Annotated in this window: 23 protein-coding genes; 4 read left to right on the top strand and 19 right to left on the bottom strand. The window is 70.9% G+C overall.

The genetic code is table 11. The features are described from left to right. Positions 1-56 precede the first annotated feature (56 nt). Positions 57-1,139: a glycoside hydrolase family 88 protein gene (locus ACIOD2_RS22900; RefSeq protein ID WP_400541289.1), complete on the top strand. Its 1,083-nt coding sequence runs from the start codon at positions 57-59 to the stop codon at positions 1,137-1,139. 64 nt (positions 1,140-1,203) lie between these two features. On the opposite strand, the gene ACIOD2_RS22895 is transcribed toward ACIOD2_RS22900, so the two are convergent. From ACIOD2_RS22895 to ACIOD2_RS22870, 6 genes are all read right to left on the bottom strand, one after another. Next, positions 1,204-2,511 (bottom strand): DNA polymerase IV, encoded by a 1,308-nt coding sequence (locus ACIOD2_RS22895; protein ID WP_400541286.1) that lies wholly within the window; start codon positions 2,509-2,511, stop codon positions 1,204-1,206. Between the two features lies 1 nt (position 2,512). After that, positions 2,513-2,827 (bottom strand): transcriptional regulator, encoded by a 315-nt coding sequence (locus tag ACIOD2_RS22890; RefSeq protein ID WP_400541283.1) that lies wholly within the window; start codon positions 2,825-2,827, stop codon positions 2,513-2,515. After that, positions 2,824-3,444, bottom strand: a complete 621-nt coding sequence (locus tag ACIOD2_RS22885; protein WP_400541280.1) for a hypothetical protein — start codon at positions 3,442-3,444, stop codon at positions 2,824-2,826. The genes ACIOD2_RS22890 and ACIOD2_RS22885 overlap by 4 nt, the downstream gene beginning before the upstream one ends. Positions 3,445-3,501: 57 nt before the next feature. Then, positions 3,502-4,233 (bottom strand): ABC transporter permease, encoded by a 732-nt coding sequence (locus ACIOD2_RS22880; protein WP_400541277.1) that lies wholly within the window; start codon positions 4,231-4,233, stop codon positions 3,502-3,504. Further along, positions 4,230-5,138 carry an ABC transporter ATP-binding protein gene (locus tag ACIOD2_RS22875; RefSeq protein ID WP_400541274.1) on the bottom strand — a complete coding sequence of 303 codons (909 nt, stop codon included), beginning with the start codon at positions 5,136-5,138 and terminating at the stop codon, positions 4,230-4,232. Before ACIOD2_RS22875 ends, ACIOD2_RS22880 begins: the two co-directional genes overlap by 4 nt. A 158-nt stretch (positions 5,139-5,296) precedes the next feature. Then, positions 5,297-6,850, bottom strand: coding sequence for an alpha/beta hydrolase (locus tag ACIOD2_RS22870; protein WP_400543186.1), 1,554 nt, complete (start codon positions 6,848-6,850; stop codon positions 5,297-5,299). A 310-nt stretch (positions 6,851-7,160) separates the two neighbouring features. Between ACIOD2_RS22870 and ACIOD2_RS22865 the strand changes: the two genes are divergently transcribed. Beyond that, positions 7,161-8,333: a macrolide family glycosyltransferase gene (locus tag ACIOD2_RS22865; protein ID WP_400541271.1), complete on the top strand. Its 1,173-nt coding sequence runs from the start codon at positions 7,161-7,163 to the stop codon at positions 8,331-8,333. Here the strand turns inward: ACIOD2_RS22865 and ACIOD2_RS22860 are convergent. The 6 genes from ACIOD2_RS22860 to ACIOD2_RS22835 are packed head-to-tail and all read right to left on the bottom strand — an operon-like array spanning position 8,321 to position 14,843. Continuing rightward, on the bottom strand, positions 8,321-10,099 hold the full coding sequence (locus ACIOD2_RS22860; protein ID WP_400541269.1) for a caspase family protein: 1,779 nt from the start codon (positions 10,097-10,099) through the stop codon (positions 8,321-8,323). The genes ACIOD2_RS22865 and ACIOD2_RS22860 overlap by 13 nt on opposite strands. A 2-nt stretch (positions 10,100-10,101) precedes the next feature. Continuing rightward, complete coding sequence (locus tag ACIOD2_RS22855) at positions 10,102-10,485, bottom strand: hypothetical protein (RefSeq protein WP_400541266.1); 384 nt, start codon at positions 10,483-10,485, stop codon at positions 10,102-10,104. Positions 10,486-10,537: 52 nt separating this feature from the next. Continuing rightward, the gene (locus ACIOD2_RS22850; RefSeq protein WP_400541263.1) at positions 10,538-12,256 is read right to left on the bottom strand and encodes an aminotransferase class V-fold PLP-dependent enzyme; all 1,719 of its coding nucleotides are present in this window, start codon (positions 12,254-12,256) and stop codon (positions 10,538-10,540) included. Then, positions 12,253-13,020, bottom strand: a complete 768-nt coding sequence (locus ACIOD2_RS22845) for an amino acid ABC transporter ATP-binding protein (RefSeq protein WP_323332356.1) — start codon at positions 13,018-13,020, stop codon at positions 12,253-12,255. The genes ACIOD2_RS22850 and ACIOD2_RS22845 overlap by 4 nt, the downstream gene beginning before the upstream one ends. Beyond that, positions 13,013-13,891: an amino acid ABC transporter permease gene (locus ACIOD2_RS22840; RefSeq protein ID WP_400543183.1), complete on the bottom strand. Its 879-nt coding sequence runs from the start codon at positions 13,889-13,891 to the stop codon at positions 13,013-13,015. Before ACIOD2_RS22840 ends, ACIOD2_RS22845 begins: the two co-directional genes overlap by 8 nt. Before the next feature lies 1 nt (position 13,892). Beyond that, a complete protein-coding gene (locus ACIOD2_RS22835; RefSeq protein ID WP_400541258.1) occupies positions 13,893-14,843 on the bottom strand; it encodes an ABC transporter substrate-binding protein in 951 nt (316 codons plus the stop codon). Between the two features lie 734 nt (positions 14,844-15,577). Here ACIOD2_RS22835 and ACIOD2_RS22830 point away from each other — a divergent pair. Then, positions 15,578-16,564, top strand: coding sequence for a Gfo/Idh/MocA family protein (locus tag ACIOD2_RS22830; protein ID WP_400541255.1), 987 nt, complete (start codon positions 15,578-15,580; stop codon positions 16,562-16,564). Here the strand turns inward: ACIOD2_RS22830 and ACIOD2_RS22825 are convergent. Beyond that, positions 16,525-17,106, bottom strand: a complete 582-nt coding sequence (locus ACIOD2_RS22825) for an NADAR family protein (RefSeq protein ID WP_400541252.1) — start codon at positions 17,104-17,106, stop codon at positions 16,525-16,527. The genes ACIOD2_RS22830 and ACIOD2_RS22825 overlap by 40 nt on opposite strands. A gap of 67 nt (positions 17,107-17,173) precedes the next feature. Further along, entirely contained in the window at positions 17,174-18,379 is a 1,206-nt protein-coding gene (locus tag ACIOD2_RS22820; RefSeq protein ID WP_400541249.1) for a glycosyl hydrolase family 8, read from the bottom strand. A 151-nt stretch (positions 18,380-18,530) separates the two neighbouring features. On the opposite strand from ACIOD2_RS22820, the gene ACIOD2_RS22815 reads away from it, so the two are divergent. After that, positions 18,531-18,926 (top strand): TIGR03618 family F420-dependent PPOX class oxidoreductase, encoded by a 396-nt coding sequence (locus ACIOD2_RS22815; RefSeq protein ID WP_400541246.1) that lies wholly within the window; start codon positions 18,531-18,533, stop codon positions 18,924-18,926. Here ACIOD2_RS22815 and ACIOD2_RS22810 read toward each other — a convergent pair. From ACIOD2_RS22810 to ACIOD2_RS22790, 5 genes are all read right to left on the bottom strand, one after another. After that, positions 18,923-19,465 carry a TetR/AcrR family transcriptional regulator gene (locus ACIOD2_RS22810; RefSeq protein ID WP_400541243.1) on the bottom strand — a complete coding sequence of 181 codons (543 nt, stop codon included), beginning with the start codon at positions 19,463-19,465 and terminating at the stop codon, positions 18,923-18,925. The two genes, ACIOD2_RS22815 and ACIOD2_RS22810, sit on opposite strands and share 4 nt — an antisense overlap. Next, positions 19,465-20,997 (bottom strand): long-chain-fatty-acid--CoA ligase, encoded by a 1,533-nt coding sequence (locus ACIOD2_RS22805; RefSeq protein ID WP_400541240.1) that lies wholly within the window; start codon positions 20,995-20,997, stop codon positions 19,465-19,467. The genes ACIOD2_RS22810 and ACIOD2_RS22805 overlap by 1 nt, the downstream gene beginning before the upstream one ends. Positions 20,998-21,832: 835 nt before the next feature. Further along, the gene (locus tag ACIOD2_RS22800; RefSeq protein ID WP_400541237.1) at positions 21,833-23,035 is read right to left on the bottom strand and encodes a GTPase; all 1,203 of its coding nucleotides are present in this window, start codon (positions 23,033-23,035) and stop codon (positions 21,833-21,835) included. Further along, positions 23,032-24,816: a dynamin family protein gene (locus ACIOD2_RS22795; RefSeq protein ID WP_400541234.1), complete on the bottom strand. Its 1,785-nt coding sequence runs from the start codon at positions 24,814-24,816 to the stop codon at positions 23,032-23,034. The genes ACIOD2_RS22800 and ACIOD2_RS22795 overlap by 4 nt, the downstream gene beginning before the upstream one ends. A 101-nt stretch (positions 24,817-24,917) precedes the next feature. Further along, a complete protein-coding gene (locus tag ACIOD2_RS22790) occupies positions 24,918-25,916 on the bottom strand; it encodes an IniB N-terminal domain-containing protein (protein WP_400541231.1) in 999 nt (332 codons plus the stop codon). Between the last annotated feature and the right edge of the window lie 144 nt (positions 25,917-26,060).

The raw sequence follows: 26,060 nt of genomic DNA, 5'->3' as shown, positions 1-26,060 counted from the left end.
CCTGAACACTCGCTGCGACCCACCCGCCGCCATGACCTGCTGAGGAGGACGCTTCCATGCGTTTCCCGGGAATTCGTGGCTTCGGCGTGCTCGCGGCCGTGGCGCTGACCGGCGGGCTGCTGACGGCGCCGGCCGCCACCGCGGCCGCCGCGGACTGCGCCGTCGCGGACCAGATGGTCTCCGCCGGCAACTACTGGGTCGCCAACGGCACGAACCTCGACGCGATCGACTGGCAGAACGCGACGTTCCACGTCGGCAACCTCGCCTTGGTCCGGACCACCGGCCAGTCCAACCACAAGACGCTCCCCTGGGCGGAGGCGGCGAACTACCAGCTGCCGCAGGACCCGAACCGGCCGTTCTTCCCGGACGATCAAGCCGCCGGCGAGGCGTACCTGGACCTCTACACGTACTTCCACCCGGAGATCTCGCTCGACTCGATCCGCACCCGGATCAAGGACGAGGTCGCTTCGGTGAACGCTGGGCACAAGGACTACTGGAACTACGTCGACGCGCTGAACATGGCGATGCCGTCGTTCGCGCGGATGAGCGTCATCGATCAGGATCCGTCCTATGTGGACGCGATGGACAAGCTGTTCAAGTCGTCGGAGCACAAGCTGTTCAACGAGTTCACCGGTCTGTGGTACCGCGACGCGCGGTTCACCGGCTCGGGTGTGTTCTGGTCCCGCGGCAACGGCTGGGCCCTGGCGGCGCTGACGAAGGTGCTGCAGGCCCTGCCCGCCACGGACCCGCACCGCGCGGAATACCTGCGGGTGTACAAGAAGATGGCGTTCTCGCTGTCCCTGCTGCAGCGGCGTGACGGCTTCTGGAACTCGGACCTGCTGAACCCGTTCGACCACGGCGGCCCGGAGAGCAGCGGCACGGCGTTCTTCGCCTACGGCATCGGCTGGGGCGTCAACGCGGGCATCCTCGACGCCAAGCACTACCGCCCGGTGGTCGACAAGGCTTGGACGGCCCTTTCGACGAAGGCCCTGCAGCCGAGCGGCCTGGTGGGCTACGTCCAGGGCGTCGGCGACCGCCCCGCCACGGCCCGTCCGAACGACACCGCCGCCTACGGCGTAGGCGCCTTCCTCCTAGCCGGCCAGGAAATCGCCAAACTCCAAGGCTGCTCAGCCGAGTAGGTCCCCAGTCCGTGAAGGCCACATTGAGGGACTCTGAGTCCCTCAATGTGGCCTTCACGGACAGCTACAGCAGGCAGTCGCCGGGGTCGCCGCGGCGGAGGGCCGGGTCGTCCTGGGGGAACGTACGGGCGGCGCCCGGACCTGAGGTGCGGTGCTCGAAGCGGACTGTCACCCGGCCGTGGCCGGCGCCCTGGACCCAGCCCGTGCCGTGCTCCTTGTGGACGACGTCGTCGCCCTGGCGCCACGTTGAGGGCGGTGGTGGCGGGGCAGCCGCGGGAACCACAGTCGACGTCGAGACCGCCGAAGGGGCGGCCAGGGTGAAGAGCGCGTCCTGGTGCGGTACCGAAAGGCCGCTGTAGGCGACGCCCGCCAGGCGGATGCCGCCGAACTCCGCCGGGTCCAGCAGGAGCCGCTCCGCCGTCGCGGACAGCTCGGCCAGGTCGTCCGTCGGCGCGGAGATCGTCTCGGAGCGGGTGACCGTGTGCATGTCGGTGTGCCGCAGCTTGATCACCACCGTGCGGGCCACCCGCTCGGCCTTGACCAGCCGTTTGTGCGCGCCCTCCGCGATCCGCCGCACCTGTTCGCGCAGGGTCGCCAGGTCCTTGATGTCGACGTCGAACGTCGTCTCGGCGCTGACCTGCTTGGTCTCGCCGCGGTCGGCCACCGGACGGTCGTCGAAACCGGTGGCCAGCCGGCGCAGGTCGCGCCCGACCACGCCGCCGAGCGTCGCGACGGCGTCCTTTTCGGACAGTGCCGCCAGCTGCCCGAGCGTCTGGACGCCGATGAACCGCAGCTTCCCCTCGGCGACCGGGCCGATCCCCCACAGCGCGCGCACCGGCAGCGGCGCCAGGAACTCGCGTTCGATGCCCTGCGGCACGACCAGCAGGCCGTCCGGCTTGGCCTCGTCGGAGGCGATCTTCGCGATCTGCTTGCCGTTGCCCGCGCCGATCGACGCCACCAGCCCGGTCTCCTCACGAATCCGGGCGCGCAGTGAAGCGCAGAACGACGTCACCTCCGCCAGTGACGCCCCGACCAGCGAAGGCGGCTCGGCGAACGCCTCGTCCAGGGAGATCTTCTCCAGCAGCGGCGCCGCCGCCGTGACGACGGCGAAGACCTCCTGGCTGAGCCGCTCGTAGACGCGGAACCGCGGCGGCACGATCACGCCGTTGGCCGGGAGCAGCCGCCGCGCCTGCGCCATCGGCATGGCCGAGTGGATGCCGAACGCGCGGGACTCGTAGCTCGCGCCCGCGACGACGCCGCGTGGCCCCGCGCCGCCGACGAGGACGGGCCGCCCGGCCAGCGTCGGCCGGGTGAGCTGCTCGGCCGAGGCGTAGAAGGCGTCCAGGTCGAGGTGGATCACCCAGCGGCCCACGTCAGTCCCCGCCGGTGGCGTCCAGCAGCTGGTGCAGCGCCTTGGTGTAGCTCTCGAACGCGGCCCGCCCGGCGGCGGTCAGCCGGACCAGGGTGACGGGCGTGCGGTGTTCGTAGGCCTTGGTGATCTCGACGTACTCGGCGTCCTCGAGCTTGCGCAGGTGCGTCGAGAGGTTGCCGGCCGTCATGTCGAGCAGCTGCTGCAACCGCGGGAAGGTGATCTGGTCGCTCGCGTGCAGGCCGGCGAGCGCGACCGTGACCCGCAGCCGCGCCTGGGCGTGGATGACGGGGTCGAGCTGGGGCAGCGGATCGCTCATCGGCGGCCGGACTTCTCGCGGACGAAGTAGACGATCGCGGCGAGCAGGAACCCACCGCCACCGCAGACCGTGAGCACGAGGAAGTTGGCCGGGAACCCGACCAGCACGCTGAGCCCGGCGGAGACGATCATCCAGCCGCCGAGCCCGTACATCAGCTTGTCCTGCCAGAGCATGCCGCCGGCGAGGTACTGGACGCCGGTCAGCAGCAGCCAGGTACCGGACCACAGGAGCGACACCTGATCGGAGGACAGCGAGCCGAAGCTCGTGATCCGGATGTCGATCACGCTCAGCCCGATCGAGGAGAGCGCCCAGCTGTAGCCGTACATCGCTCCGACCGTCTTGGACGGGCCGCGGATCCCCCGCCCGGCCCGGGCGCTGACGACGCCGGTGTAGACCATCGCGGCGAGGAACAGCACCGTGACGACCACCCCGCCGACCCAGCCGGGCACGGCCTCGGTCTGCGTCGCGAAGTACGTGAACCCCCAGCCGACGATCCAGGCGAAGGCCCACGCCGCGAGCATCCGCGCGGGGCCCCCGCCCAGTTCCCGGCGCAGCTGCCGGTTCTGCTGGGCGATCAGGTTCAGCGACTCCTCCGCCGACAACGGTTCGTCGTCCACCTGTCTCACCCTCCGCCCGCGCAGACCCCTCAGTACTGCACGGAAGTTAACACGCATTCACAGCCTGGCCGTGTCCAGCCGGAACCGGCGCACCACGACCAGCCCCGGGATGACCAGCCAGCCCACGAGCACGAGCGCCGCGAGACCCATTCCGCCGGCGTGCGCGAGCGGCTCGACACCGACCCGCCCGAGCCAGTACGTCGGGAAGAAGTGCGCGAGGGTGCCCATCCACTCCGGGAGGAAGTAGAGCGGGATCCACAGGCCGCCGAGCATGCCGAGCGGCATCATCAGCGCGCCGGTGACGGCGCCGACCGTGTCCCCCTTGCCGAAGAGGCCGATGGCCAGGCCCAGCACGGCGAACGGGAGCACGCCGATCCACAGCGACACCAGCGTCAGCGCCCACTGCCCGGCGGACATCTGCACGCCCGTCGCCAGCCCGGCGGCGAACACCACGACGAGCACCGGCAGCGCCACGGCCATCGCCGAGATGACCTTGACGACCAGGTAGCCGGGCCCGCGCATCGGTGTCAGCCGCAGCTGCCGCTGCCAGCCGTCGGTGCGTTCCTGCGCCACGCGGGTGCCGGTGAACAGCGCGCCGCCGCTCGCGCCGTACGCGGCGAGGTTGATCATCGTCTGGACGTTCGACGCGAGGCCGTTCGGCGTGACGAGCTTGCCGAAGATCGAGCCGAACAGCAGGAACATGGCCACCGGCATGCCGATGGTGAAGATCGTGAACTGCGGGCTCCGGACGATCCGCTTGATCTCCAGGCTCAGGTAGGTGGTGTTCACGCGGCTGCCCCTTCGGTCTCGTCGGCGGTCAGCGCCAGGAAGGCCTCTTCGAGGCCCAGCGCGGTGATTTCGATGTCGGCGGCCTGCGGGTGCGCGGCCAGCAGGGCGCGGATCGCGGCGTCGGAGTCGGCGCAGGCCAGCTCGGCGCGGCCGGCGCGCAGCTGCACGGTCGTGACACCCGGCAGGGCGGCGAGATCGGCTTCGGTCGCGCCGGGCACGGCGGCCTTGAGCACCCGCCCGGACACCGCGGCCCGGACCTCGGCGACCGGCCCGTCGGCGACGACGGCGCCGTGGCGCATCAGCACCACGCGGTCGGCGTAGTCCTCGGCCTCGGCGAGGTAGTGGGTCGCGAAGAGCACGGTGCGGCCGGTGGCGGTGAACTCGCGGATGGCTTGCCAGAAGGCCCGCCTGCCGTCGACGTCCATCGCGGCGGTGGGCTCGTCGAGCACGAGCAGCTGCGGGTCGCCGGCCAGGGCGAGGGCGAACCGGACGCGCTGCCGTTCACCGCCGGACAGCTTGCCGCAGCGGCGCTTCACGAGGTTCTCGAGCCCGGCGCGGGCGATCACCTCGGCCGCGGGCAGCGGCTTCGTGTGCGTCGAGACGACCAGGTCGACGATTTCGCCGACCGTGGCGTCCGGCAGCAGCGCGCCGTTCTGCATCATCGCGCCGAGCAGTCCCCGGTCGACGGCCTCGCGCGGGGTGCCCCCGGCGACGGTGACCTCCCCCGCGTCCGGCTTGGTCAGGCCCAGCAGCATGTCGACGGTGGTCGACTTGCCCGCGCCGTTCGGCCCGAGCAGCGCGACGACCTCCCCGTGCGTGACCTCGACCGTCACCCCGTCGACGGCCGTGACCCGACCGAACCGCTTGGTCAGGCCGTGGAGTGTGAACGCCGGTCCCCCGGTCATGGCGCTCTCCCTTCGTTCGTGGACTTTGCATCGCAAAGTCGGTACGCACTTTGTAACACAAACCCCGCGTCAGTTCAAAGCCCCCGGTGCGGGAGAGCGCAAAAAAGCGGGGTGCCGGGCTCGATGCCCGACACCCCGCTTTCAGCGGTTATCGCAGGTCAGCCGGCGAACCGGCCCGAAACCAGACCCTGGGTGTCCGCCTTCGCGGATGCGGCCGGAGCCGGCGCCGGGGGCGTCGGCTGGGGCAGCGGCGCGCACTCGACGTCGGCCGTGCGGCCCGGCTTGCGGGCCGGGAGCGCGCCCGTCGCCAGGTAGTCCGCGATCTTGTTGTCGACGCAGGCGTTGCCGCGCGGGGTGATCGCGTGGCTCGTGCCGCCCGGCTCCGAGATCAGCGACGCGCCCGGGAAGCGGCTGCGGACCTCGAGGCTGCCCGGGAACGGCGTCGCCGCGTCCAGCGTCTCGTCGATCATCAGCACGCTCTGCACACCGTGGCCGTCGACCTTCGTCGGCGCGCCCGGCTTCGCCGGCCAGTACAGGCACGGCGCGTTGTACCAGGCGTTCTGCCAGGTGAAGTACGGCGCCTTGGTGAAGGTCTTCCAGTTGTCGGCCTGCCACTGGTTCCAGCTCTTCGGCCACTGGACGTCCGAGCACTGGACGGCGAGGTACACCGCGTAGCCGTTGTCGTCGCCGAGGCCGCCGAACGACTCGAACAGCGACTTCATCGTCGCCACGTCACCGTTGTTGACGAACTTCGACAGCGCGTCGCCGAGCAGCGTCCAGCGCAGCTGGTAGTAGGAGGCCTGCTGGATGACGTCGATCAGCTCGTCCGAGCCGATGACCCCGCCCGCGGGGTGCAGCGCCAGCTTCAGCAGCTGCTCGTTCACCAGGTGCTGCACCGCCGACTGCGTCTTGCCCAGGTGGTAGACGTCGTCGTGCTGGGCCAGCCAGCCGAACCAGATCCGGATGTTGACGTCGAAGGCGACGTCCTGGTTGAGGTTGTCGCCGTACCAGACACCGCGCGGGTCGACGGTCGAGTCGAGGACCATCCGCCGCACGTTCTGCGGGAACAGCGTGCCGTAGACCTGGCCGAGGTAGGTGCCGTAGGAGTAGCCGTAGAAGTTCAGCTGCTTCTGGCCGAGCGCCTTCCGGATGGAGTCCATGTCCTTGACCGTGTCGGTCGTCTTCATGTTCTGCAGCAGCGCGCGCGAGTTGTTCTTGGCGCACGCGTCGGCGTAGCCCTTGGCCCGGTTGAGCCAGGTCCGCTCGAGCTGCGGCGTCACCGGCACGTACTCCGGCCGGTCGTAGGTCATGTAGTTCGGGTCGCACGAGAGCGCGGGCTTGCTCGAGCCGACCCCGCGCGGGTCGAAGCCGATCCAGTCGTAGGCGTCGCCCGCGTGGTTCGGCACCTTCGGGCCGCGGGTGGCCAGCAGCAGGCCGGACCCGCCGGGGCCACCCGGGTTGGTCAGCATGACGCCCTGGTACTGGGCGTCCGCGACCTTGTGCTTGACCCGGCTGACGGCGAGCTGGACCTGCTCGCCGTTCGGCTTGGAGTAGTCGAGCGGGACCGCCAGGTACCCGCATTCGGCGCCGGCGGCCACCAGCGTCGGATCGGTACACGGCCCCCAGGCGATCGTCGCCTGGGCCGGGCTCGCGGGCGCGGCGGTCGCGGCCGGCGCGGCCACGAGCGCGGACGCCAGCGCGGCGGCGGCCACCGCGGCGACGGCCACCTTGGAAAAACGGGCACGTCTCACTGTTTTCTCCCTTTTCGGCTCCGACGGAAGCGGGTGAACCCTAGACCCGCGCCTGGGCGGGAGGTACCGCGAACGGTTGCCCGTCCCCGAATGCCCTACGAAAGGAGGAAATCGGGTGGCGCGCCGAAACGGACATCCCGTACCGTGCCGGTCATGATCTACTTCGTTCGCCTCCGCCGCGTCTGAGACGGCGTGACCGCAGGACCGCCCGCGTACCGACCGGTCCCCTCATCTGCGCGCCGTCTGCCCTTCTTCCTCTTGAAGGAGACTCATGCTGCGCAAGCACATCGTCATGGTCGGCTGCAGCGCGCCGAGCCACGTCTACCCGTCGCTGGGGGTCATCACCGAGCTGGTGCGCCGTGGGCACCGCGTGTCCTACGTCGTCGGCTCGCCGCTGACCGGGCTGGTGTCACCGACCGGCGCTGATGTCGTCGAGCACCCGACGCTCTTCCCGCTCGGCGAGTCCGCCGTCTGGCCGGACGACCCGGCCGACGCGATGCGCGTCTTCCTCGACGAGGCGATCGCCATCCACCCGCGGCTGACGTCGGTCTTCGACCAAGACCGGCCCGACCTGCTGCTGTACGACATCGGCGGGCTGGGCGCGCCGGTGCTCGGGCAGCGGTACGGCGTCCCCGCCGTGCAGCTGTCGCCGACGCTGGTCGCCTGGGAGGGCTACGACGAGGACATGACCGAGGTGATGACCCCGATCAAGGCGTCACCGTCCGGTGTGGACTACGCCGCGACGTACACCTCTTGGCTGCGGGCGAACGGCATCTTCGCGGACGCTTGGGAGTGGCTCGGGCACCCGTCGCGGGTCCTGTCGCTGATCCCCCGGGCGATGCAGCCGTACGCGGACCGCGTCGGCCCGCACGTCCGGTTCGTCGGGCCCTGCCTGGACCCGGCGCGCCTGGCCGACCGTTCGTGGACACCGCCGTCGTCCGGCAGGCCGGTCCTGCTGGTCTCGTTCGGGACGGCGTACAACGACCAGCTCGACGTCTACCGCGCGTGCGTCGAGGCGTTCGCCGCGGACTGGCACGTCGTGATGTCACTCGGGAAGCACGTTTCGCCTGCTGCGCTCGGACCCTTACCGGATTCGGTGGAGGTGTTCACTTCGGTGCCGCAGCTGGCGGTGCTGGAAGCGGCGTCGGCGTTCATCACGCACGCCGGCATGGGCGGCGCGACGGAGTCCCTGTGGTTCGGCGTCCCGACGGTGGCGATCCCCCAGGCCGCGGACCAGTTCGGCAATGCGGCACAGCTGGAAGCCCTAGGTGTTGGACGGCACCTGCCGGCCTCCTCGGTGACGGCCGCATCGCTGAGGAAGGCGGTCGACGAGGTGTCGTCATCGCCCTCGGTGGCCGCGCGGCTGGCGTCGTTGAAGGCAGAGGTCCGCGGCCACGGCGGAGTCCCCGCGGCGGCGGACGCGGTGGAGTCCTATTTGGACTGACGTCTGAGGCCGCCGAGACCCAGTCCGAGGAAGATCGCGAAAAGGAGCAGGAGCAGCAGGACGACCCAGCTGAACCCACCCACGGTCAGCAGGACCCCGGTCGCCAGAACGGCGATCACCGCGGCGGTCCCCAGGTAGAACCGGGCGTCGCGAGCCGAGCTGCCGGGCACGTCCGGGGCCGGCGGGGCTGTTCGTTTCACGGACGGTCCCGCCGGTTTCGGCTGGGCTGGTACCGGTGCCGCCTTTGCCGCCGAGCCCACCCTCCGCACCGGCGGAATGGGTGAGCCCCGTTTCGCCACCGGTGTCGAAACCCCACCCGCCGCCACTGCCGGTACGACCGGATCCGGCTTCGCCATCGTCCCCGGCACAACCACATCCGGTTTCACCACCGCCGTCGGCGGCTCGGCAACCGGGGCAATCGGCGGCGCCTCTTCCACCACAGATTCCACCGGCGAGACTTCCTCCACCGGCGCCGGCGCCGTCTCCATCAGCGGCGCCTCTTCCCCCGGCGGCGCAGCTCCCACCAGCGGCGCAACCTCCCCCACCGGCGCAGCCTCCCCCACCGGTGCGACTTCCGCCGGTACTTCCACCACCGGCACCTTCTCCCGCACCCGCGCAGCTTCCCCCACCGGCGCCTCTTTCCCCACCGGCACCTTTTCCCCCACCGGCGCAGCCTCCCCCTGCGGCCCACCTTCCTCCGGCGACACTTCCACCACCGGCTGCCCGCTCTCCACCTCCCCAACCCCGACCGCCGGCAGCTCAGCCACTGACATTTCAGCGACCGGCACATCACTCACTGACATTTCAGCCACCGATGCCGCCGCAGCAGCCGCAGCCACCCATGCCTGGGCCGCCGCCGAGACCCTCCGGCTGTCGTCATCGACGAGCCGCCGGATCTCCACTTCCGTGCGCTCCCGGACCACCTCGTTCCCCACCCGGTTGAGCCGCCGCAACCCCTCCAGCGCCGTCAAGCGGTCCGAGGCGATCGGGCTCGCCAGGCCGTGCCGCAGGTACTCCGGCAACGTCCACCGCGGGTTGCGCGCCAGCACGATGCGACCCTCCACATCGGACTGGTGCTTCGGCCGCTGCCGCGGCATCTCCGCCACCACGTGCTCGTGGACGTAGCTGTACAGCTCGTCGACCGTGACGTCGCCGTCGTGGTCGAGGTCCGCGCTCCCGTCGCGCAGGCCCGCCACCAGGTGCCGGGTGAACACCGAGCGGGCCGCCGTACCCACCACCGCGTCACCCTCGAACGAGTACTGCGTCGCGTCGGACGCGGTGAGCACCGCGCGGCCGCGGCCCTGGAACCGCTCCAGCGTGTGCACGTCCGTGCCCGCCTTCGCCAGCTTCCCGGCCGGGAAGGCGCCGCTGTAACAGCAGTCGAGCACCAGCACCTTCTGCCGCGACGCACAGCCGGCCAGCGCGCGCTCGACCTGGTCGGCCGCCAGCGCGGTGAACATCAGGCTGTCGCGGCGGGTGTTGGCCATCGCCAGGTAGAGGCTGCCGTCGTCGTCCTTCACGCCGTGGCCGGTGAAGTACAGCAACGTCAGCTCGTCGCGGCGGCGGCCGCGGTAGAACTCGCCGATGGCCTCGCCGACGACGTGGTGCGGCTGGTCAACCAGCGTCGTCACCTCGAACCCGGCGATCGCCGGGTCGCTCAGCACCTCCGCCAGCGCGCGGGCGTCGCCGCCGGGAGCGGTCAGCCGCCGCAGTGCCGGGTCGGCGTACGTCTCGGTCGCGATCAGCAGCGCGTGCCGCCCCGGCACGGTCAGCCGTGCCGGCGGACGAAGGCGTCGATCAGCTGCTGCCGCTCGGCCGCCGTGGCGCGTTCGAGCTCGACGGTGTCGCCGTCGACCGTCACCTTGATCCGGTGCTTGCCCGACTGGCGGCCGAGCCACTCGCGCAACGTCTCGACCAGCCCCGGGAAGACGCCACCGGCCGCGCTGAAGGCCACCACGAGCGAGCCGATCGTCACCGGGTCGGCGGCCTTCGCCCCTTCGGGCAGCTCCCCGGCGGGGACGGCGAGCACATCGACGTCCAGCTCGCCCAGCTCGGCCCGCAACCGCCGGGCGAGCCGGTCCAGCTCCTCGGCGTCGGCGTCGTCGCCGGTCTCCAGCCGCAGCAACGCCCGCCGCGTGTCCGGTTCGGTCATCGGCACATCGTCCGCCACGCCGCGGGCCCGGACAAGGTCCGATCGGGCAGCCTCAGCCGCGGATCTCGTTGAGGTAGTTGTAGATCGTGTAGCGGGTGACGTCGAGCCGCCCGGCCAGGTGGTCGACCGCGTCCTTGATCAGAAAATAACCCGCCTCGTCGAGTTCCCGCACCACCGCGGCCTTGTGCCGCTTCTTCATCAGGTCCACCGGAATCCCCGCCTTGCCGATCGACCGGTCCACCAGGAACCGCTGCAGGCTGTCGACGTCCGGTGGGAAAGTCTCCGGCTCGCCGTTGCCCCCCGCCGAAGCGGCCGTGTCGACGCTGTTGACGCACAGGCACCCGACCGCCACACCGTCGGCGTCGCGCAGGAACAGGGTCGACGAGCGGATCGCGCGGCCGTCCGGGCCGTGGGTGCGGTAGTTCGTCAGGTCCTGGGTGGTGCCGCGGCGGACCAGGCCGAGCAGCAGGTCGGTCATCGGGCCGCCGACGCTGCGGCCGGTCAGGTCGCCCGCGATCGCGACGATCGAGTCGGGCAGCCGGCTCAGGTCGTGCAGCAGCACCTCGTTGCCCGGGCCGAGCATCGCCGCGAGCCCCGGGATCGCCGGCACCAGCGCGGTCAGCACCTCGTGCGTCGTCGCGCCCGCGGCCGGGACGGCCAGGGGTTCCCGTGGTTTGGTCAGCGTCTCCAACGCCTCCCGCAGCAGATCCGCGGCGGCGGCCGGAGTGGACGCGTGCGGCGAGAGCCGGACGTGCTCGGGCCGCACGGTCGCGGCGATCCCGGCGTTGGCCAGCGCCGCGCCGACTTGCTCGGCCGGGTGGCCGGGCAGCGTGAACGCCAGGATCCCGGCCCGCCGTTCGGTGGCCGAGACGACCTCCGCGCCGCAGGAAGCCAGCACGTCCTCGAAGGACCCGATCCGCTCCGCGATCCGGGCGGCGATGGCCCCGACTCCGGCGTCTTCGACCAGCTCCAGGGCCTCGGCGAACGCGCCGGACGTGATCGGGCTGAGGTTCGAGATCGACCAGGCCTGGGCGGTCACGTCCGGTGGGTGGATCTCGTCGTCGAACAGGCCGGGGTCGCGGGCGCCGGTCCAGCCCGACAGCACCGGGTCCATCCGTTCCAGCGCCCGGTCCGACAGCACCGCGAAGCCGGTGCCCCAGCCCGCGCGCAGCCACTTCTGGCCGCCGACGACCAGGACGTCCGCGACTTCCCACGGCGCCTCGACGACCCCGAAGCCCTGAATGCCGTCGACGACCAGGAGCCGGTCGCCGACGACGTCGCGCAGGGCGGCGAGGTCGGCGCGGAACCCGGTGCGGAAGTCGACCGCGCTCACGCTGACGGTGGTGATCTCGGGCGTCAACGCCTCGGCGACCCGTTCAGGCGTCACGTAACCGCCGGTCAGGCGCCTCAGCTTGAGCCGGCCCGCTTGTTCGGCGCGGGCCCACGGGTAGGTGTTGGCCGGGAACTCCGCGACCGACACCAGGACGTCACCGCTGCTGTTGAACGCGGCCTGGAACAGCCCCAAGCTGGTGTGCGGCAGCAGGACCGTGTGGTCGGTGTCCGAACCGGACAGCCGCGCGGCCGCCGCCTTGGCCCGGATCTCCTGCCGCATCAGCTCGTCCACAGTGGACGGACCAGCGGTGGTGGCCTGGTCGAGCAGCGCGGCCGTCGTGTCGAGCACCGCGTGGGACGGCGGGCCGAACCGGGCGAAGTCGAGGTAGCCGGCGGGCTCGTCGAACTGGAGCAGGTACCGGGGCGAAATCCGCGTCACGCGAGGATCCTCGCCAGGAACTGCCGGGTGCGTTCGTGCTTCGGCGCGCTCAGTACCTGATCAGGCGGCCCGGTCTCGACGACAGCGCCGTCGGCCAGGAACACCACCTCGTCGGCGGCCTCCGCGGCGAAGCTCATCTCGTGCGTCACGACGACCATCGTCATCCCCTCCCCCGCCAACGTACTCATCACCTCGAGCACCTCCCCGACCAGCTCCGGGTCCAGCGCCGACGTCGGCTCGTCGAACAGCATCAGCTTGGGTTTCATCGCCAGCGACCGCGCGATCGCGACCCGTTGCTGCTGCCCGCCGGACAGCTGCGCCGGGTAGGCGTCGCCGCGGTGCGCGAGGCCGACGCGGTCGAGCAGCTCGAGGCCCTGCTTACGGGCCTCGTCCGATTTGAGGCCCAGTACCCGGATCGGCCCCTCGACGACGTTCTCCAGCGCCGTCCGGTGCGCGAACAGGTTGAACCGCTGGAACACCATGCCGATGTCCCGGCGCTGGCGGGCGACGTCGCGTTCGCGCAGCTCGTACAGCTTGCCGCCGCGCTGCCGGTAGCCGATCGGCTCGCCGTCGACCCAGATCTGGCCGGCGTCGATCGTCTCGAGGTGGTTGATGCAGCGCAGGAACGTGCTCTTCCCGGCGCCGGACGGCCCGAGCAGGCAGACGACCTGTCCCTTGTGGACTTCGAGGTCGATGCCGCCGAGGACTTCGGTGTGGCCGTAGGACTTGCGGACGCCGACGGCGCGCAACAGTGGTTCAGACACGGGCACTCCTCACCAGTGGCACGCCGCGCAACGCCTTGCCCGCACGGGAAAGCGGACCTCGGTCAGCCTGGCCGAAAGCGCGTTCCAGGTAGTGCTGCCCGACCCCGGCGACGGTCACCACGACCATGTACCAGACGGCCGCGGCCAGCAGCGTCTCCATCACCAGCAGGTTGTTCGACGAGATGTTGTTGGCCGCGTGGATCAGCTCGGTCACCCCGATCACCGACGCCATCGACGTGCCCTTGAGCATGTTGATGAAGTCGTTGCCGGTCGGCGGGATGATCACGCGCATCGCCTGCGGCAGCACGACTCGGCGCAGCGTCGCGGCGGGCGTCATGCCGATCGACTTCGCCGCTTCAGTCTGTCCACTGTCGACACTGTTCAGCCCGGCCCGCACGATCTCGGCCATGTACGCGCTTTCGTTGAGCGCCAGGCCGAGGAACGCCGCGGTGAACGCGCTGATCAGCACGTTCGTCGGCTCGTTGACCAGGAACGGGATGTGGATCACCGGGAAGACGAGCGCCAGGTTGTACCAGAGCAGGATCTGCAGCAGCACCGGAAGGCCGCGGAAGATCCAGATGTAGCCGGCGGCGAACCACCGGGCGACCGGGTTGGCGCTGCGGCGCAGCAGGGCGATGACGATGCCGAGCACGATCGCGACGGCCTGCGACAGCACGGCGAGGACGACGGTGTTGAGCAGCCCGGTCGCCATCACCTTGAAGAAGACGAAGTCCGGGACCTGGTTCCACTCGATCTGCGCGTTGCCGAGCGCGATGCCCAGCAGCACGAGCAACGCCACGATCACGACGGCGGCAACCCACCGGCCCCAGTGGCGGAGCCGGACGATCGGGAGTGGTTCAGCCGCCGCCACCTCACGATCCACCATTGACCGCGGCCTCCTTGATGGCGCCCTGGTCGACACCCCAGGCCTGCAGGATCTTGCCGTAGGTGCCGTCGGCGATGAGGGCCTGAAGAGCCTTCTGCACGGAGTCCGTCAGCGGCTTGTTCTGCTTGTTGACGCCGATGCCGTAGGGCCCGCCTTCGATCGGCTCACCGGGGACGACCTCGAAGAACTTGCCCTCGCCCGCGGTCCGCGAGATGTAGACGGCGCTGGGCAGGTCGTTGAGGATCGCCGCGACGCGCCCGGTGCGCAGCTGGTTCTGGTTCTGGTTGTCACTGTCGGTCGCGGTCACGTTCACCGCGGGCTTCCCGGCCGACGTGCACTTGGTGCTCTGCGTCGCGGCGAACTTCTGGTGACTGGTCCCCTGCACGACGGCGACGTTCTTGCCACAAAGGGCGTCCGGCCCGGTGATGCCGTCCGGGTTGCCCTTGCGGGTCATGATCGTGATGCCGGAGGTGAAGTAGTCGACGAAGTCGATCTGCGCCTGGCGGGCCTTGGTGTCGTTCATCCCGGCCATGGTGAGGTCGATGCGGCCGGACTGGAGGCTGGTGATGAGCGAGCCGAAGGCCATGTCCTGGTGCGTCACGGTCAGGCCGAGCTTGGCCGCGATGGCCTTGGCGAGATCAACCTCGTAGCCGATCGGCGTCTTGCCATCGGCGGCGTAGAAGTTGTTGGGCGCGGACTGCAGGTTCGACGCCAGGTGCAGCACCCCGGCCTGCTTGACGTTCGCGGGGAGAGCGGCGTTGAGCTGGGCATCCTTCTGCACACCCTGGACGATGGCGGCGGTGTCGGGGATGCCGGACGCGGGCGCGCCGGGAGCCTGCGAGGTCCCGCCCGCACCGTCGGGGCCACCACCGCAGGCGGTCACCAGAGCGGCCAGGCTCGCGAGCAACACCGCCTGAACTGCACGGGAACGGGACATAGCGGACCTCCACTGTTCGGCTGGGCGGAACGGTACAACTCGTTGTTGAAGAGGTCAACTGGCTGTTGAAATCTGACTGGGTCGGTTCACGCCTGGCACGAACGGGCCGCTCGTGCCCAGCTGGGGGTGCGCTGAACGGCCAGTTGGTGACGACCACCGAGGTGCCGAACGGCCCTTTGGTGACAACGGCGAGGCACGAACGGTCCACTCGTCCCCCGCCGAGGGTGCGCGAACGGTCCGTTGGCAACCGCCGCGAGACGCGAACGGGCCGCTGGTGACGGCCTGGGTGCGCGAACGGGCCGCTGGCAACCCACCCACTGCCGACCCCGGGCGTGCACGAACGGTCCACTGGCGACCACCGCGAGACACGAACGGGCCGCTGGTGACGGCCGGGGGCGCACGAACGGCCCGTTCGCAACCACCACCCGGGGCACGAGCGGTCCACTGGTGACCGCCGCCGCGGCGCGAGCGGACCATTCACGCCCAGCAGAGTTGGGCGAAAAGCACGAGCGGCCCGTTCGCGACCACCGCCGAGCACGAACGGGCCACCGGCGAACCACCGGCAAGGCACGCACGGACCGCTCGCGCCCCAAAGCGCACCAACGGACCGTTCGCGCACCCGAACCCCAACGAGCAACCAAGCACAAACGGCCCGTTCGCACCCAAAACAGCACGAACGGACCGTTCGCCCAGCTGACAACCAAGCCCATCCCCACCGGTGCTAGCTTCGCGCCATGAGCCTGCGGATCGGCATCCTGGGTGCGGCCCGGATCGCACCCACCGCCCTGGTCAAACCCGCCTCGGCCAACGCCGGCGTCGAGGTCGTCGCGGTGGCCGCCCGCGACGCCGGCCGGGCGCAAGCGTTTGCCACCAAGCACGGCATCCCGCGGACGCACTCGTCCTACGAGGCCCTGCTCGATGACCCCGACGTCGACGCCGTCTACAACCCGTTGCCGAACGGCCTCCACGGCCGGTGGACCAAGGCGGCGATGGCAGCCGGCAAGCACGTCCTGTGCGAGAAGCCCTTCACCGCCAACGCGGCCGAGGCCCGCGAGATCGCCGATCTGGCCGCCACCTCGGACCGCGTCGTGATGGAGGCCTTCCACTACCGCTACCACCCGCTCGCCCTGCGGGTGGAGGAGATCGTCGCGTCGGGCGAGCTGGGTGAGCTCCAGCGCGTCGAGACCGCGTTGTGCTTCCCGCTGCCCAAGTTCTCCGACATCCGCTACAACTACGACCTCGCGGGCGGCGCGACGATGGACGCCGGCTGCTACGCCGTCCACATGGCCCGCACCTTCGGCGGCGGCGAGACCCCGGAAGTCGTTTCGGCACAGGCGAAACTGCGTGACGCGAAGATCGACCGCGCGATGACGGCCGAGCTGCGCTACCCGTCGGGTCACACGGGCCGGGTCCAGTGCTCGATGTGGTCGTCGGCCGTGCTGAAGATCAGCGCGAAGGTGACCGGCTCGCAGGGGTCGCTGAGCGTGCTCAACCCCGCGTCCCCGCAGGTGTACCACCGCCTGACGGTCCGGACCGGCGGCGCCCGCCGCGTCGAGCGGCTCCCGCGGCGGGCGTCGTACGCCTACCAGCTGGACGCCTTCGCGGCGGCGGTCCTGGAAGGCGCGCCGGTGAAGACGTCGGCCGAGGACGCCGTGAAGACGATGAGCGTGATCGACGCGATCTACCGCGCGGCCGGGCTCCCGCTGCGCGAACCGAGCTGAGCCCGGACGTCGGCGAGGGCGAAGCCGAGCAGGTTCAGCCCACGCCAGCTGCGCGGCTTCCCCACCTCTGGGTGGTCCGAGGCCAGGCCGACTCCCCACACCCGGTCGACGGGGCTCGCCTCGACCAGCACACGATCGCCGGTGCCGGTCAGGTAGCGGCCGAGATCGGGGTGCTGGGCGAACTTCGCGACGTTGCCGTCGACGACGATCTCGCGGCGGCAAGCGGCCCACGTCGCTTCGTCAAAACGCCGGACGCGACGGCCGAAGTCCTTGGCCCGCTTGGGATGCACCGCGGTCAGGACCTGGGCGGCCACCTCGTCGTCGCCGAAGAGCTTCGCCTTGCGCCACATCATGTAGTGCTCGGCCGTGGCGAACCGGACGTCGTCGACCACGAACGGCGACGGCCACCACTGGCTGAGACACCCCGAGCCGACACCGCCTCCGCGCGGCGGCTGATTGCCCCAGAAGTACACGTACTTGAACCGCTTCCCCGCGTCGAGCGCACGGGTCAGCTCCTCGACACTGCGCGGGTGACCGGTCATGGCCCCAGTTTCACGCACGAACCGGCCGCCCCGCACCCGAAATACCGGTGCGAGACGGCCGGCGCGATCAAGCAGCCACGTAATTACCGGTCAGGATGAGCAGCACCTGGACCGTGATGCCCGTGCCGTAGTAGTCCGTCGAGTCCGGGGAGAACGACGCGATCGACGTCCACAGCTTGTCGAGCCACGCCTGGCTGCCCGGGTCCGTCATCGCCGCCACCGCGAACGGCGCCGTGAAGCACGGGTGCTGACCGCTCTCGGTCTTGGTGCCCGACAGCGAGTAGCCACTCTGGATCTTCGACGGGTCCCCGCCCGTCGCGGACTTGATCCACGTGTTCATCTTGGCGACCTGCGCCTTGGCCGCGCTGCCCGACGCCGTGATCGCGTCCGCGCCGAGGCGCCACGGGTCGCGGCAGGCGTTCCAGCTGTACTTGCCGTCGTACGGGCCCTCGAGGAAGTCCGCCGGCGCCGGCTTCGGCGTCGAGTTCGTGTTCACCACGAAGTCCGGCAGCAGCCCGGTGTTCGGCGCGTACTGCGACTGCAGCTGGCTCACCGCGGTCTCCGAGCGGGTGCGCACCGAGTCCCAGAAGCTGTCGCCGGTGGCCTTCGCGAACGCCCGCAGGTGCCCGGGCATCCAGTCCGACGAACGCGAGCTGTTCTTGTACTCCGCGTCGTTGCCCCAGTCGCCGAGCAGCGTGAACTTGGTGCTGTTGTTGACTTCGCTCTTCTTGATCGCGTTGATGATCCGGACGGCCTCGGCCTTGTAGTTGACCGAGCCGGTGCTGCCCCACTTCGTGTCCGCGATCAGGAGGCCGTACGCGATTTCGAGGTCGCCGTCGGTCGCCGAGTCGCTGCCGTTGACGCTCTTGCAGTTCGCATCCTGCTCGGCCGCGTGCAGGTCCTTGTTGTTGACCGACGGGTGCGCCTTCACGAACTTCACGATCCCGTCGACGATCGCGCGGGCCTGCGGGTCCTTGTCGGCCATCATCGCGGAGATCGTCACGCCGTAACCCTCGCCTTCGGCGACGAAGGAGTGGTCGGCGTCCTTGGACAGCACGGCGTAGGTACCGCTGCCGCACTTGGTCGTCAGGAAGTTCTTCTTCCAGAAGTCGTAGTACTTCTGGAGCACCTGGTCCTGGGTGGCCTGCGAGACCGAGGGCCGCAGGGTTCCCGGCACGTACGGCGTGCCGGCCGCGTTCGCGGTCGTCGGCACGCTCAGCAGCCCGGCGGCCAAGGCGGCCGTGGCCACCACCGCCCGGACGATCTTCTTCATGAATCCTCCGACATCGTTGGCTGCGGCGATGGCGGTTCAGAGCGTGACAGAAGGTTCAAGACCTGGTCAAGACTGTTAGGAAACTTTCCTTACAATTACCGTGAGTGGTTTCACCCTCCGCCGATCGCCCGGACGGACTAGCGTGGGAGCCATGAACCTCGACGGCCGCGGGCCGGACTTCCGCGCGTTCTGGACCGAACGGCGCCTGGCGTCCCTGACGACCGTCCGCCCGGACGGCACCCCGCACGTCGTCGCGGTCGGCGTGACCGTCGACTTCGAAGCCGGGATCGCCCGCGTGATCACGTTCGACTCGTCGGTCAAGGCCCGGCTGGTCCGGGCCACGGGTGCCGACGGCATCCCGGCCGCGGTCTGCCAGCTCGAAGGCCCGAAGTGGTCCACTTTGGAGGGACGTGCGGTGCTGCGCGACGACCCGGAATCGGTGCGTGACGCGGAAAACCGTTACGCCGCGCGCTATCGCCAGCCGAAGCCGAACCCGCAGCGCGTGGTCCTGGAAATCACCGTGAACCGGGTGCTCGGCAACGCCTAACCCGCGCGCGAGTGCACCAGCCGGGTGTACTCGGCCAGCAGCGCCGCCAGCTCGCTGTGCTCCCCCGCCGACGTCAGCTGCTGGTGCCCGACGAGCATCGCCATGCCCAGCGACGTCAACGTCCGGGCCAGCTCACGCTCGCCGACGATGCCCTTGACCGCCTTGCCGACCGTCCGCAGCCGGGCCTCGTCGACGCGTTTCTGGGCCGCCCGAACGCCTTCGTCGTTCATCGCCCACGCCCGGATCGCCGCCTCGGCCTCGTGGTGCAGCCCCAGCGTGAGGTCCATCAACGCGGCGAAGTCCGCCGACGGCCCGCCGGTGCCGAAATCCTGCTCGCGCAGGATCCGCACCTGCCGGTGCTCCCAGTGGTCCAGGAGCTGCTCGACGAACCCCGGCCAGCCGCCGAAGTGGTGGTAGAACGACCCGCTCGTGACGCCGAGGTCGCGGCAGAGCCGTCCGACGTTCAGCTCGGTGAACCCGTGCTCCGCCAGCACTTCCAGCGCGGCCTCGAAGTAGGCCTGCCGCGTGACCGGCGGCATCAGACGTTCCGGCTCCGGTCCCGCCAGTACGGCTCGCGCAGTGATCGCTTCAGGATCTTGCCGGTCGCGTTGCGCGGCAACGCTTCCACGACGTCCACGCTGCGCGGGCACTTGTAGTGCGCCAAGCGCTCGCGGCAGAACTCCATGAGCTTGTCGGCGTCGAGCTGGTCGCCGGCGACGACGGCCTTGACCTGCTCGCCCCAGCGCTCGTCCGGGACGCCGATCACGGCGACCTCCGTGACGCCGGGGAACTCGGCGACCACCCGCTCGACCTCGGGTGAGTACACGTTCTCGCCGCCGGTGATGATCATGTCCTTGACGCGGTCCTCGAGGAACAGGAACCCGCCGTCGTCGAGACGGCCGACGTCGCCGGTGCGCACCCAGCCGTCCACAATGGTCTCCGCGGTCGCCTCGGGATTGCCGAGGTAGCCCGCCATCCGCTGGTCGGTCCGGATCCACACCTCGCCGGACTCGGTGTCTTCAAGCGTGACCGGGTCGACGATGCGGATGTCCACACCGGACAGTGCGGTGCCCGCCGAGGCCAGCCGTTCCGGGTGGGACTCGTCGCGGTGCGCCTCCGGGTCGAGCGCGGTGACCGCGCCGGACAGCTCGGTCATGCCGTAGACCTGGGCGAACCTGACGTCCGGCCAGGCGGCCAACGCCTTGCGCAGCAAGGGAAGCGGCATCGGCGAAGCGCCGTAACAGAGGTACTTCATCTTCGAGAACGCCTGCATCGCCTGCTCACCGGCCTGCGCGATCCCGGCGACGACGGCGGGCACGAGGAAGGCGTGCGTGATCCCGGCCGAGAGCGCGGCGAACAGCGAGGCGGCGTCCGGCTCGCGCGTCAGGTAGGACGGTTCGCCGTACAGGAAGCCGGAAACCGCGTAGCAGCTGCCGCCGACGTGGAACAGCGGCATCGCGACGAGGTTGACGTCACCCGGGCCGATCGGGAACGCGGTGCCCGCGGCGATGCCGTGGGCAAGGATGCTGCGATGGGTCAGCACGGCGCCCTTGGGGAAGCCGGTGGTACCGCTGGTGTACATGACCAGGACGCCGTCGTTCTCGTCGAGTTCCTGTGGCCCCAAGGGTTCCGCGGTAAGGAGGGACTCGTATTCATCTCCGACGACCACCACGCGCTCCACCGCGGGCAGCCGGTCCCGGACCGCCTCGACGGCGGGCAGCAGCTCGGCACCCACGAAAACGACCTTGGCGCCGGCGTCCGCGAGCACGTAGGCGAGTTCGTCGCCGGAGAGCCGCCAGTTGACCACGGCGTTCGCGGCGCCGATCCCGGCCGCCGCGAAGGTCGTCTCCAGGCAGGCCGGGTGGTTCTTGTCGACGAACGCGACGCGATCACCCCGGCCGACCCCGGCCACCGCCAGCGCGCCCGACAGCCGCCGGACGCGTTCGTCGAACTCCGCCCAGGTCCACGAACGGTCGCCGTAGACGAGCGCGGTGTCCGCGGGACGTTCCCGCGCCCAGTGCGCGAGAACCTCGCCGAACAGCCGGACCCGGGGGCGGTGGTCTTCGGGCATGGCGGGTATCCCTTCGGGCCGTAGACCGCTCTATGGTGCGTCGCTGCCGGACGGGGCGTCAAGGCCGGACAAGGACCACCGAGCCGAGCGGCCACCGGGTGAATGCCCGGCACGCGTCTGTCAAGCGCGAACCGGCCCAGGCGGCGGAGTTGTCCACATCGACCTGAGTTGTCCACAGATTTCCCGAGCCCCCGCTGAGCGCCCCTCGCACCGATAGACTGGACAAGGGCACGCCCCCCCCGAGGTGGGTGGGGGCGCGCGTACCGGGAGTTGGGGCCGTGCAGGCAATGTGCGGCCGGTCGCCCGAAGGCTTGCCGGCGGATTTGCTCGGCCGAAACTGCACCGCCCGGATTCGCTCAAAAAGCTTTGCCGACGGGCTGGCTCGGCCGAAAGATACGTCGACCGGTTCGCCCGGAAGGCTGCCGACGGGCTCGCTCAGCCGAGCGATAGGCCCGCCAGTCGCCCGAAAGCCTGCCAATGGGCCCGCTCAACCGACGATGCGCGGCCGTTCGCCCGAAAGCCTGCCGACGGGCTCGCTCAGCCGAAAGATACGCCCGCCGCTCGCCCGAAAGCTTGCCGACGGACTTGCTCAACCGACGATGCGCGGCCGGTCGCCCGAAGAGCTTGCCAACTTGCTCAGCCGAAACCGCGCCAGCCGGATTCGCTCGAAAGGTTACCGACGGGCTGGCTCGGCAAAGCGCCAGCCGGTCGCCCGAAACTCTCCGGTGGACTGCTCAAGCGGGAATATGCGCAGGCGGTCGCCCGAAGCGCGCTAGTGGGCTCGCCAAGCCGACAATGCACAGCCGGTCGTCCGAAAGCCTGCCGACGAACTTGCTCAGCCGAACAGGGCCAGCAGGCCTTCGGTCGACCGCACCACGACGTGCGCCGCGGTGCGTTCTGCGTGCGGGCGGTCCGGGCGCTCGGCCTCGTGGCGCCAGCGGCGCAGCGCGTCGAGGCCTGAGTCGTAGATCTCGCCCGGGTCCGCGTCCGGCTCCAGGCCGAGGCGGTCGGCCGGGGCGGTGCCCTGGGCGCCGAGCAGCCGGACCGCTTCCTCCGCCGGGTCGCCGGACAGCGCCGTGCGGCCGCCGCGGATGTCGGCGATCAGGCGCAGCTCGCGGAAATCGTGCGCGGCCGCCGCGAAGCGCTCCACTCGCGACACCAAGCGGTCGCCGCCCGGGCGGGGTTGCGCCGCCAGCAACGCTTCCAGGCGGATCACCGCCGTGCGCGCCTTCAACGCTTCGGCCCGCGCGACGAAACACCCCGCCAGGGTGTCCCGCAGTTCGCCGAGGCCGCTGCGGCGGACGAGTTCCGCCGAGAGCTTGACGCGGTCGTCGCAGCCGGTGCGGATCAGCGTCAGCGCCAGGCGGACGCCGAACATCCCGAACCGCACCACCAGCGACCGGCGCGTCTCCACCGGGATCGGGCCGGGGAACGCCGGGTCGGTGAAGGAATCCACCGAAAGCACGTGCCGTTCCAATTCCTCACGCGGTACCGCGGCGAAGGCGGCCAGGAGGTCGAACTCGTCGTCGCGCAGGGAGCGGCCGCCGTAGGCCAGCTGCCCGGCGACGGCGATCACGCCCAGGAACCCGGTGCACAGCGGGTCTTCGCGCCACGCCCGCCGCGCGAGCTGCTTCGCGGTCAGCAGCGCGTCGATCCGGCCCGCGCCGACCTCGTCGGCCCGGGCCAGCACCAGCACCGAGTTGACCGCGCTCTGCCGCGCGAAGGCCGAGCCGCCGGGTTGGTGTGCGGCGGCGAGCTCGTCCGGCTCGAGGTGGCGCACCAGGCGGACCGTCGCGTCCGGGAAGTCGTCGGCCGGGCCCGGGTCGTCGAGCAGCACGACGTCGCGCAGCGCCCGCGTCGGCCACTCCCCCAGCGCCGCGGCGAGCGTCGTCTTCCCGGACGACGGCGCCCCGGCGAACGCGACGCGCAGCGGTTGCTCCAGCCGGTGCTGGCAGTCGAGCAGCATCGCCGACGCGCGCGGGTCGTCGCGGTAGAGCCCGGCCGCGGCGGCCAGCAGGTCGCGGACGTCCTGGGTCACGCCGAAAGCTCCCGCCGCTGCCGGCCGGCGATCGTGCCGAGCTCGCCCGCGCGCTGGTGCAGGCCGGCGAGCCGGTCGATCTCACGGCGGATGTGCACCGTCCGCCGTTCGCGCTCGGCCGAGCCGGCCAGGATCGTCTCGCGCTCGTGCGTCAGCTCGTCCGCGAGCTCCTCGGCGAGCCCGGTGAAGTGGTCCCGCAGGCGCCGCTGCACCATGCGGACCGCGTCCCGGCATTCCTTGCCGAAGCGCAGGAAGACGTCGTCGACGTGCCGCTGGGCGGCCTGCTTGGCGACGGCCTGGCGGCGCTGCAGCCGCATCCCGCCCTCGTCGCGGATCGTCTTCACGGCGAACGCCGCGCCGGCGGTGATCGAGACCGGGTTGATCAACGGCAGCCCCAGCCAGGGCAGGCTGGTGACCAGGCCGAACATCAGGACACCGCCGTACGACCCGCGCAGGCCGGTGAAGGCCTGCTGGCCGATCTTGAACTTCTCGATCTTCGGCCGCCGGACGTCGTCGAGGTTTTCGATGCCCGAACCGTCGAGCGGCAGATCCGGCAGCGCTTGGTCGTACTGCGTGCCGAAACAGGTCGCGACCGCCTGCGCGAGCCACTGTGACCGGTCGGTCAGCCACGCGTAGTTGGTTTCGACCGCGTCGGCGAGCGCGTCGTCCAGCCACGGCGCGAAGTCGTCCCACACCTTCGCCGGGTCGCCTTCGTCGAAGGTCTGGTCGATGGTGTTGACGATCTTGCGTGTCCGCTCGCGCAGGTCGTACTCGGCGTCGGCCAGCAGGTCGGTGATCTCGTCGGAAAGCAGGTTCTGCCACCGGGTGTTCTGCCGGCGCAGGTCGTCGGCCCGGCGTTGCGCCCGCTGCAGCAGCGCCGCCTGGCCGAGCCCGGCGTCCTGGCCCGCGGCGTCGGCGCGGTCGCGCAGCGACTCCACCAGCTCCGCCGCGGCGGCGCGCACACCCACCGCGGCGAGCAGCGCGCGGGACTGCTCCGGCGGCCGGGCGGCCTGCTCGGTGATCCAGGTGAGCAGCTCGGGGAAACCCGAGCGGGTGTTGAGATCCGCGTCACCGGCCTTGGCCGCGGCCTGGCGCACGACCGCGGACACCGGCAGGACCGGCGAGTCGATCCCCGCCTCGGCGAGCATCTTGCGGTCGGCTTCGGCGACGGCGCGCCAGCCCGGGCTGGCGTCGATCTTGGTCAGCGCCAGCACGACGTGCGGGCACCACGTGCGCACGTGCCGGGCCAGCGCGAGTTCGGCGGCGCTCAGCGGCGCGGTCGCGTCGGAGACGATGATCACCGCGTCCGCTTCGGCCAGCAGGTCGAGCGCGGCGGCGGTGCGCGGCGACCGGGGGTCGCCGATCGGCGGGGTGTCGACCAGGACGAGCCCGGCCGCGAGGAGCTCGCGGGGCACGCCGACCTCGACGCGGCTGAGCGTGCCGGCCGGCCGGGCGCCGAGCTCACCGGTGAGCCGGTCGACCGCGACGGGGATCCGTTCGAGGGACCGGCCGACCAGGGTCGCGGCGGGTTCCGGGGCGTAGGCGATCTCGGTCGGCACGGCCGAGGTGGCGGCGTCGCCGACCGCGCACACCGGCGCGTTCAGGATGGCGTTGAGCAGGTATCCCTTGCCCTGTTTGGGGAAGCCGAGCACGCCGAGACGGATCTGCCCTTCGGGGGCGTCACGACGTCTGCGGAGGCGCTCGGCGAGATCGGCGCGGCCGTGCGTGCGGCACGCGTCCAACGTCTCGTTGAGCACTTCGAGCCAAGCCGGTGCGGTCACAGCGGACGAGTGTCCCCGGTTTACTCCCCGTACGCACACCGGGTGCCCGTCCCGCGGCTGCACCCAGACCGCGGGACGGGCACCGGTGACCGGTTCGGGGATCAGTGCCCGAGGTGGATGTCGTTCGACGCGATGTCGCCGATGTGCAGGTTGCCCAGCGCGTTGTGGCTGACGTCCGCCACATCGGAGACCACGTCGTGGACGGCGGTGCCGGCGCTGTTCCCGCTGGCGATGTCGCCGACCGCACCGGCCACGTCGTGCTCGACGTTGATGCCGGTGGCGTTCGTCACGACGCTGGTGACGTCGCCGAGCCCGTGGCCGACGCCGTGGCCACCGTGCGAGGACGCGACGTCGCCGGCGCCCTGGAGGATGCCGGAGAAGTCGCCGATGTGGCCGGTGAGGCCGCTCACGGTGTCGCTGAGGCCGAGGCCGCTGGTCACGTCGTGGACCTGGCCGGTGGCCGTGCTCACCTCGGCGTTGACGGTCCCGACGGCCTGGTGGGCCTGGTCGATGACGCCGCCCACGGCCTGGTAGCCCTGGTCGACCGCGCCGGCGACGACGCCGGACTCGTTGTCGGTCAGGTAGGCCGGGGCCGCGGTCAGGTTGGTCAGCACGGCCGAGTCGAGGCCGCCCGCCAGGTCGCCGCCGATGATGACGCTGGTCACGTTGCCGGCCAGCGCGGTGACGTTGCCCGCGTTGGTGATCTCGTTCGCGACGGGCAGCTCGCCGACGGGCAGGTCGCCCAGGCCCGGCAGCTCGCCGACGCCGAGGTCGCCGACACCCGGCAGTGCCGAGGTGGTCGGCAGGCCGAGGCCCGCGGTGAGGGCGGTGAGCTGGTCGATCGCGCCCTGGATGCCGGTGGTGTCGGTACCCACCGAGGTCAGGTCGCCGACCAGCGGGAGGCCGCCGACGGCCGGGAGGCTGTCGACCGGCACGTAGTCGAGCACCAGCGGGATGACCTCGTGCACGTCGGCGGCGCTGACGTCACCGAGGCCGGCGAGGGCGAGAGCCTGCTGCGGGTCCGTCCCGAAGGCCGCGAGGGCGGTCGGGTCGTTGAGCAGGTTGAGGGCGAAGTCGTGCAACGTCTGCACGGAGTCCATGGGGGTTCTCCTGATCCGGTGTTCGGGGGACGGCATCGGCCGCTGGGACCGGTGTCCATGGCCAAGTTAGGGAGCCGGACCCCCACCCCACATCGGGGATCACTCCGAGTTGCGACCGGCTCAGCCGATAGGGGATCGATATGT

It is taken from the genome of Amycolatopsis sp. NPDC088138, from assembly GCF_044741685.1.
In the GTDB taxonomy this organism is placed as follows: Bacteria; Actinomycetota; Actinomycetes; order Mycobacteriales; family Pseudonocardiaceae; genus Amycolatopsis.
This window is presented reverse-complemented; position numbering and strand designations above follow the sequence as displayed.

Bases quoted from the DNA above. Each gene is read 5' to 3' on its own strand.
- ACIOD2_RS22865 (WP_400541271.1), top strand. From the start codon at position 7,161: ATGCTGCGCAAGCACATCGTCATGGTCGGCTGCAGCGCGCCGAGCCAC.
- ACIOD2_RS22810 (WP_400541243.1), bottom strand. From the start codon at position 19,465: ATGCCGCCGGTCACGCGGCAGGCCTACTTCGAGGCCGCGCTGGAAGTG.
- ACIOD2_RS22820 (WP_400541249.1), bottom strand. From the start codon at position 18,379: ATGAAGAAGATCGTCCGGGCGGTGGTGGCCACGGCCGCCTTGGCCGCC.
- ACIOD2_RS22835 (WP_400541258.1), bottom strand. From the start codon at position 14,843: ATGTCCCGTTCCCGTGCAGTTCAGGCGGTGTTGCTCGCGAGCCTGGCC.
- ACIOD2_RS22805 (WP_400541240.1), bottom strand. From the start codon at position 20,997: ATGCCCGAAGACCACCGCCCCCGGGTCCGGCTGTTCGGCGAGGTTCTC.
- ACIOD2_RS22815 (WP_400541246.1), top strand. From the start codon at position 18,531: ATGAACCTCGACGGCCGCGGGCCGGACTTCCGCGCGTTCTGGACCGAA.
- ACIOD2_RS22855 (WP_400541266.1), bottom strand. From the start codon at position 10,485: ATGACCGAACCGGACACGCGGCGGGCGTTGCTGCGGCTGGAGACCGGC.
- ACIOD2_RS22830 (WP_400541255.1), top strand. From the start codon at position 15,578: ATGAGCCTGCGGATCGGCATCCTGGGTGCGGCCCGGATCGCACCCACC.
- ACIOD2_RS22890 (WP_400541283.1), bottom strand. From the start codon at position 2,827: ATGAGCGATCCGCTGCCCCAGCTCGACCCCGTCATCCACGCCCAGGCG.
- ACIOD2_RS22790 (WP_400541231.1), bottom strand. From the start codon at position 25,916: ATGGACTCCGTGCAGACGTTGCACGACTTCGCCCTCAACCTGCTCAAC.
- ACIOD2_RS22825 (WP_400541252.1), bottom strand. From the start codon at position 17,106: ATGACCGGTCACCCGCGCAGTGTCGAGGAGCTGACCCGTGCGCTCGAC.
- ACIOD2_RS22875 (WP_400541274.1), bottom strand. From the start codon at position 5,138: ATGACCGGGGGACCGGCGTTCACACTCCACGGCCTGACCAAGCGGTTC.
- ACIOD2_RS22900 (WP_400541289.1), top strand. From the start codon at position 57: ATGCGTTTCCCGGGAATTCGTGGCTTCGGCGTGCTCGCGGCCGTGGCG.